This window comes from Kitasatospora herbaricolor, assembly GCF_030813695.1.
Taxonomy (GTDB): Bacteria; Actinomycetota; Actinomycetes; order Streptomycetales; family Streptomycetaceae; genus Kitasatospora; species Kitasatospora herbaricolor.
In genome coordinates, this window is the sequence record NZ_JAUSVA010000002.1 from 451,773 (window position 1) to 468,399 (window position 16,627).

Consider the following 16,627-nt stretch of genomic DNA (forward strand, 5'->3'; position numbering starts at 1 on the left):
GCACGGCCCGGGAACCGCGGCTGCGACGGTTGACACTGCGCCTCACGCCCGCGTGGGGCTCTTCCTGGCGGTGCGGGCCCGTTGGTTGGCGAGCTGCGCGCGGGCGGCGGTGACGGACAGGACGGCACGTTCCGCTTCCGTGCGGACCATGTCTGTGCCGAGGACGGGCAGCGCGGCCCATCTGGCGAGCAGCGTGGCCTTGCGCTCCTGACGGTCCACGATCGCCGCGAGATCGCCGGGTCGGTCGGTGCCGGCCCGGACCTCGGCGGCGAAGTCGAGCAGTTCCTGGCGCAGCGGGTCGGGCAGGTCGCGGTAGATCTTGAGGCGGCCCAGGGTGCCGATGACGGGACGTGGGGGCGGGCTGGTGGGGTTGGGTGCCGTGGACGGGTGGCGGGCGGAGCTCTGGTTTGGGGTGAGGTGGGTCCGGGGCGCGCAGGGCGGCGGCTGCGTGGCGGCGGAGGTGACGCGGACGGCGACGGCCTGGTCGAGTCCGGCCTTCTCCAGGCCAGGCAGGACCAGGGTGCCGCTGTCCATGAGGTCGCGGGCAATCTGCAGGGCCGCCCGTACGCCGATCTCGCGCCGGCCCGGGCCTGGGACGGCGCCCATTTCGCGGGGTGTGACCGGGCTCCGTGCGGCGGCCGCCCACATCAGGTAGGCGCACAGCCGCGCCTCCGCCAAGCCCAACTGCCCCACTGCGACCGGCGACGCGAACCCCACTGCCATGTGCACAACCTCCGAGGACGACCGGACACCGGGCCGGACACGAACCGGGTCCCGGCGATTGTGGCGCAGCCCGGCTCCAATCTGCGGGACGGCAGGTCGGCGGGTCGCCGAACCCCGCTCTGGACGGGCCGGTGGTCGGCGGGGTGCTTGGGCAAGGTGATCCGGTCCCGGTGCGCTGCCGGCGGTTCTGCGTCTGCCACCACCTGCAGCGCACCGCTGCTGCCGTCCGACGGATCGTCTGGAGCGCCCCTGCGTGCCCGCGGGCGCCGGCGGCGGCCGCGGTGGCCGAGGGGCCGGGGCAGATGCAGAACCGCCTCCAGAGACACCGGCGCGGCTGATGGGACGTGGACGTGCGGCCGGGCGGGGTGCGCTGCCTGCGCACCCCGCCCGGCCGGGATCCGTGTGCCCGTACTCCTACCAGCGGTACCAGCGGTGACGCCGACCCGAGGAATGCGTGCCCCGCGCCACGAAGCCCAGCAGCCACACCGCCAGGACGATGATCGCCACCCACCACAGGGCCTTCAGCGCGAAGCCCGCACCGAACAGGAGCAGGGCCAGGAGCAGAACGAGAAGAAGGGGAACCATCGTGTCCTCCGCGGGGATCCGTCAGTGTCGTGTCGACGAGCCGACTGCCCCGGCAAGGCGCGCGTATTCGTAGGAATCATCCCCGGTCGAGGGGGCAGGCGCCCTGGTGTCAGCACGACGGCAGGGCGACTGCGAGGAGAGCATGATGAGCACCGGCGACAAGATCGGGAACATCGGCGAGAAGCTCAAGGGCAACGCCAAGGAGACGGCCGGCAAGGCCCTCGGGAACGAGCGTCTGACGGCCGAGGGCAAGGCCGACCAGGCCAAGGCCGACATCAAGCAGGCCGGCGAGCACGCCAAGGACGCTTTCAAGCACTGACCGCCCCCAGGCACCACGCGGGCCCCGACCGAATCCCACGGTCGGGGCCCGTCTGCTTCCGCCGCCGCGCCGGCGTCTCACCGTGTGCGCCTACCGGCTGGTAGGCGCACACGGTGGGTTAGAGGTTGAGGTTCAGCTCACGGCCGGGGGGAAGCGTTCCCACACGCGGTGGGAGGCGAGGAGGGCGTTGAGGCCGGCGACGAGTTCGCCGGCGTCGTCACCGGCGACCACGCCGGGGGCGGCAGGGTCGGCGCCGGCGGCGGCGAGAACGGCCTCGGCGCCGGGCAGGACGGCGATCGGCTTGGCGTGCCGGTAGGCCTCGCCGGCCAGCAGGGCGACGCGGGAGTCGACTTGCGCGCCGGGACCGGTCACACCGGACTTGGCGTCACGGGCGCCGTGGTCGTCGGCGGCCGGCAGCAGCGGGCCGGCGATGACGAGTGCGTCGTACTCGACGGAGCGGGTGGCGGCGAAGGTGCGCTGAACGGGCAGGTCCTCGGCGAGCGGCGCGCCGGTGGGGGCGATCAGGAGCGGGAGGAGGCCGGCCTGGCGGGCGCTGTCGCGCACCTGGCGGACGGCGACGAGGTCACTGGTGGCGTCGGCGACGATGCCCACCACGCGGCCCGTGGTCGGCCAGGTCCCTGCGACCTGGGACAGCGCCGGGCTCGGCACCGTGTCGGGCAGAGCGCCGGAGGGCTCGGGGGCGGGCAGGCCCAGGCCGGTGGCGACCTCGGCGCACAGTTGGCCGCCGGAGGCAGGGGCGTGGGGAACTCGATGTAGGCGTGGTCGCCGGCGCCCGCGAGAAAGGGGCAGCCGCCGTTCAGCGAGTTCGGCCGGTACGGGGCGGCGCCGGTGTGGACCGCGTCCTGGTGGAAGCCGTCGCGGAGCATGTCGTTGACTGGGGCGTGGGTGCGGTTGACCGGGATCTGCGCGAAGTTCGGGCCGCCGAGTCGGGTGATCTGCGTGTCGAGGTAGGAGAACAGGCGCCCGGCGAGCAGCGGGTCGTCGGTGACGTCGATGCCGGGGACGAGGTGGCCGGGGTGGAAGGCGACCTGCTCGGTCTCGGCGAAGTAGTTCGTCGGGTTGGCGTTGAGGGTGAGCAGGCCGATCGGCCGGACGGGGGCGAGCTCCTCGGGGACGATCTTCGTCGGGTCGAGCAGGTCGATGCCCTGGAAGGTCTGTTCCGGGGTGTCGGGGAAGACCTGGACGCCGAGTTCCCACTGGGGGAAGTTCCCGCTCTCGATGGCGTCGGCGAGGTCGCGGCGGTGGAAGTCCGGGTCCGTGCCGTTGATCAGCTGGGCCTCCTCCCAGACGAGGGAGTGCACGCCGGCTGTGGGCTTCCAGTGGAACTTCACCAGGCTGGAGGCGCCCTCGGCGTTGACCAGGCGGAAGGTGTGGATGCCGAAGCCCTCCATCATCCGCAGGGAGCGAGGGATGCCGCGGTCGGACATGTTCCAGATGGTGTGGTGGGTGGCCTCGGTGTGCAGGGAGACGAAGTCCCAGAAGGTGTCGTGGGCGCTCTGTGCCTGCGGGATCTCGCGGTCGGGGTGGGGCTTGCCGGCGTGGATGACGTCGGGGAACTTGATGGCGTCCTGGATGAAGAACACCGGGATGTTGTTGCCGACCAGGTCGAACACGCCTTCGGTGGTGTAGAACTTCGTCGCGAAGCCGCGGGTGTCACGCACCGTGTCGGCCGAGCCGCGCGAGCCCAGGACGGTGGAGAACCGCACGAAGACCGGTGTCTCGACACCGTCCGCGAGGAATGCCGCCTTGCTGACCTCGCCGGCGGTGCCGTAGCCGCGGAAGACGCCGTGGGCGGCGGCCCCGCGGGCGTGCACGACCCGCTCCGGGATCCGCTCGTGGTCGAAGTGGGTGATCTTCTCCCGCAGGTGGTGGTCCTGCAGGAGCACAGGCCCTCGGGGGCCGGCCTTCAGCGAGTGGTCGCTGTCGGCGACCCGTGTGCCCTGGGCGGTGGTGAGGAAGGCGCCGCTCTGCGCCCGCGCGTGCGCCGCGGCTCCCGTCTCCCGGCCCGTTGCGGTGACCTGCGCCGGGGCTTCCTGGTCGGGCTTCGGGTCGAGCGGCCCAGTGGGCTCGGTCGGCTCCGCGAGCTGCGGCGTCCGCCCAGCAGGTTTCCCTGGGATCTCCGCCTCGAGGCGAGCGTCATCGCTCACCGCCTCGACGACCGCGTCGACGACCTTCTGCACGGCATTGGGCTTGTCCATCGTCCTCAACTCTCCTACGACACCGCCGCCAGTCGGCGACGGTGAGACGGCTGATCAGGTCCGTGACCTGCGTCGGAATACGGCACCGCTCCAGCGGCGGCGAACGGGCCGGCCTCGGCTGCGCCTGGCCCTGCCCGGTCGCCTGCCCCCGCCGCCCTCCGCCACACCCTCACCGGGAGCGGGGGATACGCACCGTGCAGCGACGTGCTGCGCGCGGTGGGAGAGGCGAGGGCTGTGGTGCGCGATCCTCACCAGGGGCGCCCGCGGGCGCGGGTTCCTTCCCAGCGTCGGCCCGGAGCAGGTACTGCGCGCGAGGGCACGTCCGTCCGGCGCACACCCGGCCCCGGCGGGCTGTGCGCCCCCGTGCAGGACGCAGACCACGGCGGCTGTCAGAGCCGACCGAAGGCCACCTCCCGAAGCGACGACCGGGAGGTCACAGCTGCAGGGCGCAGCATTTGGGGCCGCCGCCGGCTTTGGCGAGTTCGGAGACGTCCAGGGCGATGGGCTCGTAGCCTTCGGCGGCGAGGCGTGCGGCGAGGGAGGTGGCGGGTGTGGGCAGCAGGACGTGTCGGCCGTCGCTGATGGCGTTGAGGCCGAAGCGGACCGCGTCGTGTTCCTCGACGCGCAGGGCGTGGGGGAAGAGGCTGTGGAGCCGGCGCCGGCTGGCCGGGGAGAAGGCGCCGGGCCAGTACATGATCTGTTCGTCGTCCAGGACGGCGAGGGCGGTGTCGAGGTGGTAGAAGCGCGGGTCGATCAGCGTCAGGCCGACCACCGGCCGGCCGAGGTGGCCGGTGGTCTCGGCGTGGGAGGAGGCGGCCGTGCGGAACCCGTGCCCGGCCAGGAGCATGCCCGCGACCGCCAGGTGGTCCCCCTCCCCCTCGTTCCAGCGCTCCGCGCACCGCACCTCGTAGCCCCGGTCACGGAACCACTTCTCGTAGGCACCGGACTCAGGCGCCCGCTGCGGATGGCGGAACCTCGCGACCAAGGCCTTGCCGGCCAGGACGATGGCCCCGTTGGCCGCGAACACCATGTCCGGCAGCCCCGGCACCGGATCGATCAGATCAACCGCGTGCCCGAGCCCAAGCAACACCCCGCGCAACGCCTCCCACTGCCCCACCGCCAGCATCGGGTCCACCGGCCGAGCCGGATCCATCCACGGATTGATCGCGTACTCCACCGCGAAGTACGTCGGACGGCACATCAGGAAGCGGCGCCCTGAAGCGGTCCGCGTGGGCGTGGTCATGCTGCTCATCCGATCTCTGCTTCCTCCGCCGGGCTGTCGGGCCCGAGTCCACGCCGGCCGATCCCGCAGCGGGCCGTCCCTCGGGAGCTGGTCACCATGTCCTTCCAGGACTCTCGGAGGGGCGGATGTGGTCGTGGAGCAGTTGGAGGGCGCCGATGACGGCGGCGTGCTGGACGGCCTCGCGGTCTCCGTGGACGCCGAGTTCGACCGAGGTGCTGCCGTGGGGTCCGGCGAGGGCGACGTGGACGGTACCGGGCGGATGTCCGGCCTGGGAGGCGGGGCCGGCGACGCCGGTGGTGGCGAGCGCGTAGGTGGCGCGCATGAGGGTCCGAACGCCCTGGGCCATCTGTTGCGCGACCTCGCCGTCGACGGGGCCGCGGCTGTCCAGCAGGTCGGACGCCACGTGCAGGACCTGCGCCTTGACGTCGGTGGCGTAGGCGGTGACCGAGCCTTTGAAGACGCTGGAGGCGCCGGGCGCCTCGGCCAGCGCCACGGCGAGGCGGCCGCCGGTGAGTGACTCGGCGACGGCCAGGGTGCTGCCCGCCGCGTCAAGGGCCGCGTGCAGTTGCCGTGCCAGCAGTGCGCTGTGCGTCAGGTGCTCCGACACTTCCGTTGCCCTTCGTTCAGCCTTCGATGCCGGTGGAGGTATGCCGCTCGGGGTTGAACGCGGCGACGCCGGTGACGGACTGCGTGAGCCAGGACCCGAGGAAGAGCAGCGCCATGACGATGCCGAGCGAGCGGGAGTACAGGGCGCGGCGCGGCCCGCTCGCTCGGGCCCATCTCGGGGAGTCGGCGGTGGCGTGCGGGCCGACTTTCTGTTCGCGGTCGCTCTCCGGGCCCGCCCGGTCGAGGCTCTTGGATTCCGGGGAGCCGCGTTGCAGCAGCCAGACGGTGCCGAAGGTGTAGAGGAAGAACTGGAGGTATTCGGACTGCCAGTTCTCGGTCACGTCGACCGCGAAGTCCGAGCCGGCGACGGAGACTGGCTGGAGGTCGGCGGCGACCAGCTGGTTGTTGACCTCGGCGAGGCCGGAGGCGGCCTGGCCGACGAGGGTGAGCAGGAACGCGCCCGCGAAGGCCAGGGTGAGGCTGTTGTCGTGGATGAACCGGGATGCGCGGCTCATCGCTGCAGCACCCCAATCGTCATGAAGGAGCCGAGGCCGCCGACCACGACCACGACGAGGAGCGTGAACAGGGTGCGCACCGTCACCCTCCCTTGATCTCGCAGTTGTAGGGCCTGCGGGGGCGCGGATGAGAACCGCCACCACTCCCAGAGCCAGCGTCCAGCGCCGGGCAACCGTCGGCCGCCCGCGTGCCCTGCCGGTGCTCACCACGCACGCGCCCGGCCGGTGCCTGTCGTCAGCGGGGGCCACGGTCAGCCGCCGCGCTGGGGACCTTCAGCGGGTCACGGGAGGCACTCTTCTTTGCCTCCTCCAATTGCTGGCCCAGCTCGACGAGGCGGTTGCGGCCCATGGCCTTGCGGACCTGGGGGAACCAGTCCTTCTCCTCCTCCTCGACGTGGTGACGCACGTTCTCCATCAGCACGCTCATCTTCGCGTCGAACCGTTCGTCCTTCGGATCCAGACTTGCCAGCTCGGAGAGCATCCACACCACCACGTGGTGCTCCTCGATGCTCTCCAGCACATGGTCCGCGGTGTCCGGGGCGGCCTCGCGGGCCGCCGGGTAGAAGACCTGCTCCTCGATCACCGCGTGGACCGTCAGCTCCTCGACGACCTCGTCCACGATGCGGCGCTTCTCCGCGTACGCGTCGTCACCGGCCTTCTCGAACGCCTTGAACAACTTCTCGACAGTCTTGTGATCGTCTTTCAGGAGAACGATCGCACCCATTCGAACCTCCGGCTGATGTAAGCGATGAGACGGCAGGCCGCATGGCTCCAGCGGCTGGCGGCTGCCGGGCAGTGGGAAGTTGCCGGCAGCAGTCCCCGCGTCGAGGTCCGACGCCATACGGGCCACCCTGCAGGCCTACCCCGCCGATCCGTGGACCGCGGCCCGCCAGGCCGCAAGTCCACCCATGTGCCTCGGCCTCCACAGGACTGCCTGGCCGGTACGGCCGCGGCTCACTTGCCCGACCCTGGCCCGCTGCGACAGGACCGCCGGGCCGGGCGCGAGGTGCGGTCCCGCCCGCCGATGGCAGGCGGGACCGCGTGGCGTGCGCAGGGTCAGAGCCGGCCGCGGTAGCCGCCGCTCTCGGTGCCGCGCTTCTCCATGAAGTGCTTGAACCGCTTGAGGTCGCCCTTCACCTGCCGGTCCAGCATCCCGACCATGTCGGCGGCCTTCTCGGCCATGCCTTCGGGCTGGAAGTCCATCTCCATCATGACCCGGGTGTGGGTGGCGTCGATCGGCTCGAAGCGGACCATGCCGGTCTGCTTCACGTCGCCGCTGGTGGTGCGCCAGGCGACGTGGTCGTCGGGGACCTGGTCGACGATCTCGGTGTCGAACTCGCGGGACACCCCGGCGATCTTCGTCTTCCAGTGGTTGTGCCGGTCGTCGATCTGGGTGATCTCCTCGACGCCGTCCATGAACATCGGGAATTCCTCGAACTGCGTCCACTGGTTGTACGCGGCGGTGACCGGCACGTCCACGTCGATCGATTCCTGCACCTTGCTCATCGCTCAACTCACCTTCGAATCGCTTCATCGGCCGGACAAGCGCCTGCCCCGGCCACCGACCCATATGTCGGGCTATACCGATTCCGCCCCCCGAATCCCGCCCCGGCAACCCGGCAGCCCCACCCCGGACACGATCAGTGACCATCACCCGCACGGCTGCAGACCGCCCCTTCCCAGTTCTGCGTGGGTGCCGCCCTCATCCGCCAGGGGCCGGCACCCTCTCGGTGGCTGCCTTGCCGGGTGACGTGACGGCTCATATCGGGTGCTCTCGACCAAGCCGGTCAACCATGCTGCTGCCCACCGCACGCCTATGCCGCACCCCGCGAAGGAAGGCCTTCACGAGGAGGCCGACGGAGTTGCAGAACGTGCCACCCGCCAGGTCCACCCCCAGCACCGGCGGCGCCTCACCGGACGTAGGCCGGTAGCGTCGCGGCGACACCGGATGGCGCCGGGGTCAGCCGGTTCGGGGGCAGGGAACGGGAGCCTCGTTCCGGTCGACGGGGAACACCCTGTCGACGCCGGTGATCTTCAGCAGCTTCGCCACCGCGGGAGCGGGGCGGGCCAGGTGGAGGGTCAGGCTCGCCCGGCCGGTCTCGATGCGGGTGCGCAGCAGGGCGTTGAGGCCGGAGGAGTCGCAGAAGGTGACGCCGGCGAGGTCGATCACCAGGTCGGGTCCCGGCGGGCCGGTAGTCAGTGCGCGGCGCAGTGCGGCGTGCAGGACGGGGGCACCGTCGAGGTCGAGTTCGCCGGTGGCCTCGATGACTGGGCCGGTGGCGGCGGTGTGCACGTTGTTGGTGAAGGCCGGTTCCGTGGTGGGCTGCACGCGCTCTCCCTTGTATCGCCTTGTCGTCGACGACCGCGGCGGCCATGGTCCAGCGCGTCGGCGGTCGTCGGGCGGACCGTGAAAAGCACACCCCGGGTGCCGGCGGCGCCACGCCGGTGCGCGGGTGCCAAGGCGCCCAGGCGGCGGTCACCGACCGTACTCACCCGCGAACCGCACCAGGCATGCGCGCGGCGCCGCACGGCCGCAGGCTCGGCCCTGGGACGCCCAACCGCGCCCCGCCGCACACGAGCACGGGAGAAGACGTTGATCGTCAAGAAGCTTCACGACTCCGGGATCCGCAGCGAACACGCCTACGCCGCCGCCTTCGCCTCCATCGGCCTGTCCGTCATCACCTGGGCCACCTCCATGAAGGTCGAGAAGAACCAGGGCCTGGAGCGCGCCGACCGCTGGGGCATCTACATCGGCGAATGGGCCCCCACCTTCTTCGGCCTCGGCCTCGCCCTCGCCCTCGCCAACTACGAAGCCCTCCCACGCGACTGAACCCCCAACCGCCCGCCCCGGCCGGGCCAGCGCTGGCGGGCCACAGCACCCGGTCCGGACGGACGACGATCGCCCGGCCGGACCGGCGACGCCGCCGCAAGGCGCCCGTGTCGCCGGCGTCGAGCCGGCCATGAGCCTGACGCCGGGCGATCGGCACGCGAAGTCCGGGCAGGTGGGAGCGATGCACCAGGACACTCGAGACGGCCGGGAGCAGCACCCCGTGATGGCCTGCGCCGAGTGCGGCAACCAGACCGCGTGGAACCCCTTCCGGTACTGCAGCTGGGCGCGCTAAGACAGCCGGCCCCGTCACCCCGGCGCCGCATCCCTCACCCTCGCCTACTTCTTCAACCTCCCCCCGCCCACCCTGCACCACAACCCCAACCCCTGACCCGCGGCGCCGAGAAGGCCCCGCCCGGCACCGGGTCGACACCGTCTCGCAGGTGCGCCGAGGAGGGGCAGGCGACACATGCAGGACGGGATCAGTGTGCGCCGTGGTACGGCCTACCCATCCTCCAACGACCCGACCACACCACGGGTCACGGCCGGGGGCACCAACTCGCGGCCGGCAGCGGTGTCATCCGGCCGTCGGAGTGGCGGTGCGGTAGCAGCGGGCGGAGCAGAACCGGTCCCGGCACCGGACACCAGGATGGTCGAAGAGGCGACCGCACCCCACGCAGCATCGGCTCGCCGCCCCCTCACCCACCGGGCCCTCCACCTCATCGGATATCAGGCCCAGAGCCTGCAGGAGCAGCCGGCAGTCCTCCGCGTCGCGGGAATGGCAAGCCACCACCGTCAGCACCCTGCGGACCACCGGCCCCGGCATCATCCCGCCGGCCACCGGCTCCACAATGTCGGTGAGCGTCTGCGGGTCACGGGCACGTGCCAACGACAACACCCCCTTGGCGATCAGCTCCGACCGGGTGACCTTCCAGCCTACGACTGCGTCGCACCGCCGGAGCCTGACACCCGGCCGGCCACCGGGCGGTGGGGCGCCGCCACCGGGCCCGGCCGGAAGCCTGCCGCCCTACCCCGCGTCCGCCGGCTCCGGCGTCGGCCCGGTGGCGTGAAACAGCGTGGTGTCGGTCGCAGCCCAGCAGCCCTGCGCCAGCGCCCGGACGGCGGCGAGGTCGCAGAAGGCCAGGTAGTGGCCGTGGTTGTTCGTCGTGTCGGGCGATCCGGCGGTAGCCGAGGGCGAGGCCCTGTGCCGGGAGCAGTTCCCCGACCTGGACCGGACGGACGTCCGTGACAGGTGGGAGCCAGAACAGCGCGAGCGCCTGGCCGAGCTGCGGGCCGGGCGCGACGCGGCCGTCCTGGCGGTGCGCCGCCATCCGACGATGGTGTTCCTGGTCATCATCGTGGCGATCGTGCTCGGCATCGTCGTAATCGGCATGCTCTACCTCCTTGCCATCGGCGTCCTACTCCTCGTCGCGGCCATGGTGTTCCTCGCCGTCCGCTCGGCGCGCCGACGACGCCCCCTTCGGCGACCTCCTGGCACGGCCGGGCCCAGCAGGCCGGCTTCCGGCAAGCCTCAGCGGGCGTCCTGCCCCCCATCGTAGGCAGACGCGCCCCGCGAAACAGAACAAAGAGCATGATCCGGACATCGAGGCGGACTGCTTCGCCATCGTGGTGGAGCAGCATCGGCAGGCACGCCTGGAATACAGGGGTCTGCATCGAGTCAGCCTGTTCAGCGGTCCACTGAACGCGGTCCCGCCAGGCCGCACCAAAGTTGATTCTTGGGGCCGGTCACAGCGGCGAGCTCCCGACATGCGACGGCATCCGCACCAGAGAGCCCCTTGCCCCTCAGCCTGCACCCTCAAGGTGGCGCCTTACAGGCTCGCCAAAGTTGAGCGCCATCTTGTCAAGAAAGCTTTGGCGGCACTATAAATTTCTCGTCGAGGTGCCAGGCGGGAACGCGGCCGGAAGGCCCGGCGCCATGCCGCCGTGGGCACCCGTGACCGTTCACGACTGTGAGGAGCTGATCCCCTTGCTGATGCGCACCGACTCCCTGCGCGGACTGCGCGACCTCGACCGGCTTACCCAGCAGCTGGTCGGCACCGCGTCCCAGCCGGCGGGCATGCCGCTGGTCGCCTACCGCGACGGCGAGGTGTTCGTGCTGCGCCTGGACCTGCCGGGCATCGACCCGGAGACCATCGACCTGGATGTGGAACGCAACGTCCTGACCGTGCGGGCCGGACGCCCGTCCCAGCTGCCGGAGGGCGCGGAGGTGCTGGCGGACGAGCGGGTACTGGGGCGCTTCTCCCGCCAGGTGTTCCTGGGCGACGCGCTGGACACCGACCGGATCGAAGCCGACTACGACCAGGGCGTGCTGAGCGTGCGCGTGCCGGTCAGCGAGAAGGCCCGCCCCCGCAAGATCACCATCACGGCCAAGGCCGAGCGCGAGGCCATCACGACCTGAGCGCGCGGTGCGGCCGGGACGCCAGTCCCCGTCCAGGTCGCACCCCAACCCTTGGCGTGTCACCCCGGTCGCCCCCCTGCCGGGCTGCCGGGCTGCCGCTCGAGGCTGCCGCGCTGGCAGACCGCCGCGCTCCCCCGGGGCGTCGCCTGTCCGACGCCGCCGGGCGCGGCACAGCCTCTCGGCGCGGGCCCGGGCGTAACCCCCACTGGTCCGGGCCCGCGCGGACGGGCCACAAGAGGGCGGCCGGCGTGGCCCGCCGTCGGCCGTCCCGCGCCCGCACCCTGGGGCGGGCGCGTTCGCGGCAGGGAGGGCGCACGGTTGGCCCATGGGCATCGTGGTGCTGTTGGAGCTGGTCGACCCGCTGGACGCGCTCCCCCGGGAGGGGGCGGCGATCCGGTCGATGCCATTTCGGTGCGCCGGGTCCACGCCGCTCCCTCGGCTCCGGACGCCCCCGGCAACCCGGGGGCGCTGACCGTGTGCAAAATAGACACCGCGACCATGGCAGACCGGTGGAGACCGCAGCGGCAGGGGCAGGGCTGGTGTCCGCCGCGCTGGGCCGGATATGTCTACCTGACCTGCGATGCCGCCGCCCGCGCCTTGTGACCCGGCCGTACTGCGGGCCGGGCCTGTCGGGCATCCGGGAGGCGGCCGCCGTGCTGACCGGTGGCATCGAGGGCGTCGCGCAGGGCGGGAAGGTCCGTGATGGCTGCCTGCTCGGCGAAACGTGCCAGCAGCCGGCGCAGGACCCGCTCGTCCCGGTCTCACACGGCTTCGGCGATGGCCGCAGCCAGTGACGCCTGGGCATGGGGGTCGGGAGTGCGCGCCGCCGCGCGGCCTGGCCCTCCTGGTGCGGCTGCGGCGACCGGCCGCTCCACCCGTTGCGGGGCGCAGATTACCTCCCTAGCCGGAATTGAAAAATCTGTGCCCGCTGGAGTAGACATTGCCGCGCGCACCGTGGCTAGTGTTTCTCTCGTAGACAGCAGTCGAGCGGTACCCGCCAGACACGAACTGGCGGGCAGTAGTACGGAAGTTCGCAGGTTGGCACGGTTGCAGAGCCCTGAAGTCAGGTTTGATGCAGTAAGGCGACAGGGCCGGTGGCCGGGCCGGGCGGCCCGCAGGCATCAGGGGCCACCGACCAGCGGTACCGCGGTTCAGCAGGAGCGGTACCCGTAGGTGAAGCTGAGTCGAGCGGTACCGGCAGTCGCAGTTCGCGGTATCCCGGTGAAGGCGCCCAGACTGCGGGCGCGCGTGCCGGGAGTCCAGCGGTGGGGTTCCAAGCCGAGCAGGTCGAGCACGACGGGCGACGGGGCTGACTGCCGGATCCGGCGGGACCATCAGGGACCGCCACGACAGTACCAGGTAGTTGGCACGACCAAGCAGTTCGCAGTACCGCAGTACCCGTGTGAGCAGTACCAAGCAGGTTGCAGTACAAGCCAGTTGGAAGTACCCGCAGTTCGCAGTAACCGGCCAGTACAGAGGATGGATGGAGGGACAGCGCGCCATCAGGATCGCCCGGCCCGTGAGGAATCATCCCGGGCGGACTCCGTAGACCCCAAGGCAAGGACGGTGGTTTCCGGTCACGCATACGCGATCCCCGCACGCACCCTCCCCCGCGGCGGTGCGGACATAAGGAACCCGGCCCCAGAGCCGGTAGATGGTGTCGGGGCCCCGGGAGCCGCTATGGCCCGGGGCCCCTCAGCGCGTCCCCCGACACAACAAGAAGAGGTGCAGTGACCACGGCAACCATCCGACCGCACACCCCCGACTCCCTCGACGACGACCACCCCGCTTACACCATGGGCCGCGCCGCCGAGATGACCGGCACCACCCCCGGCTTCCTACGCGCCCTCGGCGACCAGGGCCTCATCACCCCGCTGCGCTCGGACGACGGACACCGCCGCTTCTCCCGCTACCAGCTACGGATCGCCATGCGCGCCCGCGACCTCATCGACCAGGGCACCCCCATCGACGCCGCCTGCCGCATCATCATCCGCGAAGACCAGCTCGAAGAAGCCCTGCGCCTCAACGAACAGCTCCGCCGCACCGAGCACGGCCAGGAACCCGCAGCCCACACCTGACCAATACACCAGGCCGACGAGACCGGCCCGCGGTGCAATCAGCCGCACACCGCAGGCCGCCCCGGACCCGAGCACCCCCGCGGCGCTCAGAGGCGGCCGACCGTTCTCCACCGGCACTGCTGGTCGACACCGTGCCTCACTGGCGCGGACCGGCCCTGGCGTCGCCTGCTACGGCGGCTCGCCGCCCCGCTGGAGTTCACACCCGGCGTGTTGTTCATCCGCTAGCGTTCAGCCCGGGTCATGACGCGTGCCCCGCGGCGTGGGCCGGACCGGACTCCCCCCGTGACCGGGCCGATCCCACGCTCCCACCACCTCGACCGACAACCGCGAATGCCGGCCTTGGCGTTGTTCAGGGAGCGTGCAAGGCCCCCCGCAGTAACGTTCGCAGCGCAGGTTCCGACGCCGACTGCGGAGCGGCAGGTAGCCGCACCCGTCGCCGACACTTCTTACGGTTCAGCGAAGCGCTGCCGTCCCACTGGAGCCTGTGGCTGCCGCTGGCGGCAGAGGCGGATCCCCGGCCTCTACTACTACGGGGCCTGGTGCGAAGTGGCGGTGAGCGCCGTCCACGGCCCGAGCAGTTCGCTCGCTGCGCGCGTGTTGGCGGGCTCGGAACCGGTGGGAAGGGGGCGCGGCGCGTGGGCCGGTGGGTGCCGGGCTGGGTGGCGTCATGGGCATGAACGCCGTCGCCGTTCGGCCGATGGACGCGGACGCGGACGCGCGCCGGCGGGCGGTCTCAGAGGGCGAGCAGGCCGACGGTGTGGCCGTCGTGGTCGACGACCGGCCACACGGCCAGGCCCCGGGCGCGCATGGCGACTGCCGCGGTGGCGGCGGGCATGTCAGGGGTGGCGAACGGGGCCCGGTCGAGGACGATGTCGCGTACCGGCGTCCGTGCGGTGCTCCGGGAGTGGGCCTGGAACGGCGCGAGCTGCCGCCGGGTCAGGAGGCCTGCGCAGCGGCCATCGTCGTCGCGAAGCAGGAGGTGGTCGGCCCCGGTGCCGTGCAGGATGTGGATCGCCACGTCGAGCATGACGTCGTCGCTGATCTGAAATTCGGCGTGCGTCATCAGGTCGCGGACCGTGGTGATGGCGGTGCGTTCGAGGGTGAGGGTCACGGGCGGACTCCTTGGGGGCGCTTCCGCCGGGGCCGGCGGTGGTCAGGGCACTGACGACGGCGGGCCCAGTGAGCCCGGACCGCGGCGGCGGTCCGGGCCCACGCCTGGGTTCTAGGCGGCGAGGGCGACGCGCCTGGGTGCCCGGCGACGGCCGGAGGAGCCCTGGCCGACGCGGCCTACGCCGGCCGTGCCGGTGTCACCGCCGGCGTAGGCGGGGCGGCTGCGGCGGTTGCGGCTCGTGGACGGGCTGCGGCGCGGGCGTTCGACGACGGGGGCCGCGATCACGGTGGGGATGCCGGTGGGCACCCGGGCACCGGTGATGCGGGCCAGGTCCTCGTCGCCGGCGCTGACCCTGGTGGTGACGGGGGTGATGGCGGCGGTGGTCATCATCCGGGCCATCTCGCGGCGCTGGTTGGGCAGGACCAGGGTGACGACGGTGCCGGACTCGCCCGCCCGGGCGGTGCGCCCGCCGCGGTGCAGGTAGTCCTTGTGGTCGTTCGGCGGGTCGAGGTTGACGACCAGGTCGAGCCCGTCGACGTGGATCCCGCGGGCGGCGACGTTGGTCGCGATCAGCGCCGTCACCTGGCCGGTGCGGAACTGCTCCAGAGTGCGGGTGCGCTGCGGCTGGGACTTGCCACCGTGCAGGGCCGCGGCCTTCACCCCGTTGGCGAGCAGGTCCTCGACCAGGCGGTCGGCGCCGTGCTTGGTGTCGATGAACATGATCACACCGCCGTCGCGGGAGGCGATGTGGGCGATCGTGGCGTTCTTGTCGAAGTTCTGCACGTGGAGCACGTGGTGCTCCATGGTGCTGACCGCCCCGGCGGACGGGTCGACCGAGTGGGTGACCGGATCCTTGAGGAAACGGCGCACCAGGCGGTCGACGTTGCGGTCCAGGGTCGCGGAGAACAGCATCGTCTGGCAGCCCTCGGCCACCTGGTCGAGCAGTTCGGTGACCTGCGGCAGGAAGCCCATGTCGGCCATCTGGTCGGCCTCGTCGAGCACCGTGATGCCGACCCCGTCGAGCTGGCAGTCGCCGCGCTGGATCAGGTCCTTGAGCCGGCCGGGGGTGGCGACCACGACCTCCGCCCCCTGGTTCAGGGCGTGGGCCTGGCGGCCGATCGACATCCCGCCGACCACCGTCGCCATGCGCAGCCGCACCGCGTGGGCGTAGGGGGTGAGGGCGTCGGTGACCTGCTGGGCGAGCTCACGGGTGGGGACCAGGACCAGGGCGAGCGGGCGGCGGGGTTCGGCGCGCTGTCCGGCGGTGCGGGCCAGCACGGCCAGACCGAACGCGATGGTCTTGCCGGAACCGGTGCGGCCTCGTCCGAGGACATTGCGGCCGGCGAGCGAGTTCGGCAGCGTGGCGGCCTGGATCGGGAACGGCGTGGTGACGCCCTGGCGGGTCAGCACCGACAGCAGCGCCTTGGGCATCTCCAGCTCGTCGAACGCTTCGACGGCCGGCAGCGCCGGAGTGGTACTCACCGGCATCGCGAACTCCCCCTGTACATTGACGCCCTGACGGCTGGTCCGTCCGGACGAGTGCCGGCCGCCGCCGGAGGGCCGGTCACCGTAGAAGGAGCTGCCGCCGGAGCGGGAGGAGGCCAAGGAGCGGGAGTTGGCGTTCTGGTACGCGGAGCGACTGGAGCGGTTCATGGGAAACCTTCCTGGGCGGCACGTCGCGAGGCGGCTCCGCAGCGCGGGGCGCCGGCAGGAGATCGCGAGGGAACGGGCCGAAAGTATGGAGCGGGGCGTGGACGGTGAAACCGTGCGGCACGTCACCTCAGGTCCGCGCTCACCGCGGGGCGGGAGCGGAGAGCCTCGAACCGTGGGTGTCACGGCAGGGCGCCGATCCGGACGCGGCGCTGTGCGTCTCGCGTGGGGACGGCCGCCGGTGGCGGAGCCAGGGGGCCTGAACGGCCGGGGACTGCGCGTGGCGCAATGCCGAGGGGCCCGCACCGGGCATCATGTACGCGGTGCGGGCC

16 protein-coding genes and 1 pseudogene are annotated in these 16,627 nt (G+C 71.9%); 6 read left to right on the forward strand and 11 right to left on the reverse strand.

From position 1 onward, the window contains the following. Window positions 1–42: 42 nt before the first annotated feature. Entirely contained in the window at window positions 43–606 is a 564-nt protein-coding gene (locus J2S46_RS02385; RefSeq protein WP_191294677.1) for a hypothetical protein, read from the reverse strand. Between the two features lie 531 nt (window positions 607–1,137). Further along, on the reverse strand, window positions 1,138–1,308 hold the full coding sequence (locus J2S46_RS02390) for a hydrophobic protein (protein WP_191294676.1): 171 nt from the start codon (window positions 1,306–1,308) through the stop codon (window positions 1,138–1,140). 145 nt (window positions 1,309–1,453) lie between these two features. On the opposite strand from J2S46_RS02390, the gene J2S46_RS02395 reads away from it, so the two are divergent. Then, the gene (locus J2S46_RS02395; protein WP_191294686.1) at window positions 1,454–1,627 is read left to right on the forward strand and encodes a CsbD family protein; all 174 of its coding nucleotides are present in this window, start codon (window positions 1,454–1,456) and stop codon (window positions 1,625–1,627) included. 132 nt (window positions 1,628–1,759) lie between these two features. On the opposite strand, the pseudogene J2S46_RS02400 reads toward J2S46_RS02395, so the two are convergent. The 7 genes and pseudogenes from J2S46_RS02400 to J2S46_RS02430 form a co-directional block, all read right to left on the reverse strand. Then, window positions 1,760–3,846: pseudogene (locus J2S46_RS02400) on the reverse strand (catalase). A gap of 433 nt (window positions 3,847–4,279) precedes the next feature. Then, entirely contained in the window at window positions 4,280–5,089 is an 810-nt protein-coding gene (ddaH, locus tag J2S46_RS02405) for a dimethylargininase (RefSeq protein WP_229913433.1), read from the reverse strand. Between the two features lie 91 nt (window positions 5,090–5,180). Beyond that, window positions 5,181–5,696 carry a CinA family protein gene (locus J2S46_RS02410; RefSeq protein WP_229913432.1) on the reverse strand — a complete coding sequence of 172 codons (516 nt, stop codon included), beginning with the start codon at window positions 5,694–5,696 and terminating at the stop codon, window positions 5,181–5,183. A 16-nt stretch (window positions 5,697–5,712) separates the two neighbouring features. After that, entirely contained in the window at window positions 5,713–6,210 is a 498-nt protein-coding gene (locus J2S46_RS02415; RefSeq protein ID WP_191294674.1) for a DUF6766 family protein, read from the reverse strand. A gap of 235 nt (window positions 6,211–6,445) precedes the next feature. Then, the gene (locus J2S46_RS02420; RefSeq protein ID WP_191294684.1) at window positions 6,446–6,934 is read right to left on the reverse strand and encodes a hemerythrin domain-containing protein; all 489 of its coding nucleotides are present in this window, start codon (window positions 6,932–6,934) and stop codon (window positions 6,446–6,448) included. A gap of 332 nt (window positions 6,935–7,266) precedes the next feature. Continuing rightward, a complete protein-coding gene (locus tag J2S46_RS02425) occupies window positions 7,267–7,716 on the reverse strand; it encodes an SRPBCC family protein (RefSeq protein ID WP_191294673.1) in 450 nt (149 codons plus the stop codon). Window positions 7,717–8,170: 454 nt separating this feature from the next. Continuing rightward, entirely contained in the window at window positions 8,171–8,539 is a 369-nt protein-coding gene (locus tag J2S46_RS02430) for an STAS domain-containing protein (RefSeq protein ID WP_229913431.1), read from the reverse strand. Between the two features lie 264 nt (window positions 8,540–8,803). Between J2S46_RS02430 and J2S46_RS02435 the strand changes: the two genes are divergently transcribed. The 5 genes from J2S46_RS02435 to J2S46_RS02455 all read left to right on the forward strand — a co-directional run bounded on the left by J2S46_RS02435 (window position 8,804) and on the right by J2S46_RS02455 (window position 13,534). Further along, window positions 8,804–9,040 (forward strand): hypothetical protein, encoded by a 237-nt coding sequence (locus tag J2S46_RS02435; RefSeq protein ID WP_191294672.1) that lies wholly within the window; start codon window positions 8,804–8,806, stop codon window positions 9,038–9,040. Between the two features lie 1,154 nt (window positions 9,041–10,194). Beyond that, on the forward strand, window positions 10,195–10,596 hold the full coding sequence (locus J2S46_RS02440; RefSeq protein ID WP_191294687.1) for a hypothetical protein: 402 nt from the start codon (window positions 10,195–10,197) through the stop codon (window positions 10,594–10,596). 434 nt (window positions 10,597–11,030) lie between these two features. Further along, the gene (locus J2S46_RS02445; RefSeq protein WP_191294671.1) at window positions 11,031–11,456 is read left to right on the forward strand and encodes an Hsp20/alpha crystallin family protein; all 426 of its coding nucleotides are present in this window, start codon (window positions 11,031–11,033) and stop codon (window positions 11,454–11,456) included. 539 nt (window positions 11,457–11,995) lie between these two features. Continuing rightward, window positions 11,996–12,250, forward strand: a complete 255-nt coding sequence (locus J2S46_RS02450) for a hypothetical protein (protein WP_191294670.1) — start codon at window positions 11,996–11,998, stop codon at window positions 12,248–12,250. 1,002 nt (window positions 12,251–13,252) lie between these two features. Next, the gene (locus tag J2S46_RS02455; RefSeq protein WP_191294682.1) at window positions 13,253–13,534 is read left to right on the forward strand and encodes a helix-turn-helix domain-containing protein; all 282 of its coding nucleotides are present in this window, start codon (window positions 13,253–13,255) and stop codon (window positions 13,532–13,534) included. A 733-nt stretch (window positions 13,535–14,267) separates the two neighbouring features. On the opposite strand, the gene J2S46_RS02460 is transcribed toward J2S46_RS02455, so the two are convergent. Continuing rightward, window positions 14,268–14,645, reverse strand: a complete 378-nt coding sequence (locus J2S46_RS02460) for a CBS domain-containing protein (RefSeq protein WP_191294669.1) — start codon at window positions 14,643–14,645, stop codon at window positions 14,268–14,270. Between the two features lie 111 nt (window positions 14,646–14,756). Continuing rightward, window positions 14,757–16,298, reverse strand: a complete 1,542-nt coding sequence (locus tag J2S46_RS02465; RefSeq protein ID WP_191294668.1) for a DEAD/DEAH box helicase — start codon at window positions 16,296–16,298, stop codon at window positions 14,757–14,759. Window positions 16,299–16,627 lie beyond the last annotated feature (329 nt).

What these genes read in the sequence shown, in the direction of transcription:
- J2S46_RS02420 (WP_191294684.1), bottom strand. Translation starts at nt 6,934, where the DNA reads ATGGGTGCGATCGTTCTCCTGAAAGACGATCACAAGACTGTCGAGAAG.
- J2S46_RS02445 (WP_191294671.1), top strand. Translation starts at nt 11,031, where the DNA reads ATGCGCACCGACTCCCTGCGCGGACTGCGCGACCTCGACCGGCTTACC.
- J2S46_RS02415 (WP_191294674.1), bottom strand. Translation starts at nt 6,210, where the DNA reads ATGAGCCGCGCATCCCGGTTCATCCACGACAACAGCCTCACCCTGGCC.
- J2S46_RS02425 (WP_191294673.1), bottom strand. Translation starts at nt 7,716, where the DNA reads ATGAGCAAGGTGCAGGAATCGATCGACGTGGACGTGCCGGTCACCGCC.
- J2S46_RS02465 (WP_191294668.1), bottom strand. Translation starts at nt 16,298, where the DNA reads ATGAACCGCTCCAGTCGCTCCGCGTACCAGAACGCCAACTCCCGCTCC.
- J2S46_RS02385 (WP_191294677.1), bottom strand. Translation starts at nt 606, where the DNA reads ATGGGCGCCGTCCCAGGCCCGGGCCGGCGCGAGATCGGCGTACGGGCG.
- ddaH (WP_229913433.1), bottom strand. Translation starts at nt 5,089, where the DNA reads ATGACCACGCCCACGCGGACCGCTTCAGGGCGCCGCTTCCTGATGTGC.
- J2S46_RS02390 (WP_191294676.1), bottom strand. Translation starts at nt 1,308, where the DNA reads ATGGTTCCCCTTCTTCTCGTTCTGCTCCTGGCCCTGCTCCTGTTCGGT.
- J2S46_RS02455 (WP_191294682.1), top strand. Translation starts at nt 13,253, where the DNA reads ATGGGCCGCGCCGCCGAGATGACCGGCACCACCCCCGGCTTCCTACGC.
- J2S46_RS02395 (WP_191294686.1), top strand. Translation starts at nt 1,454, where the DNA reads ATGAGCACCGGCGACAAGATCGGGAACATCGGCGAGAAGCTCAAGGGC.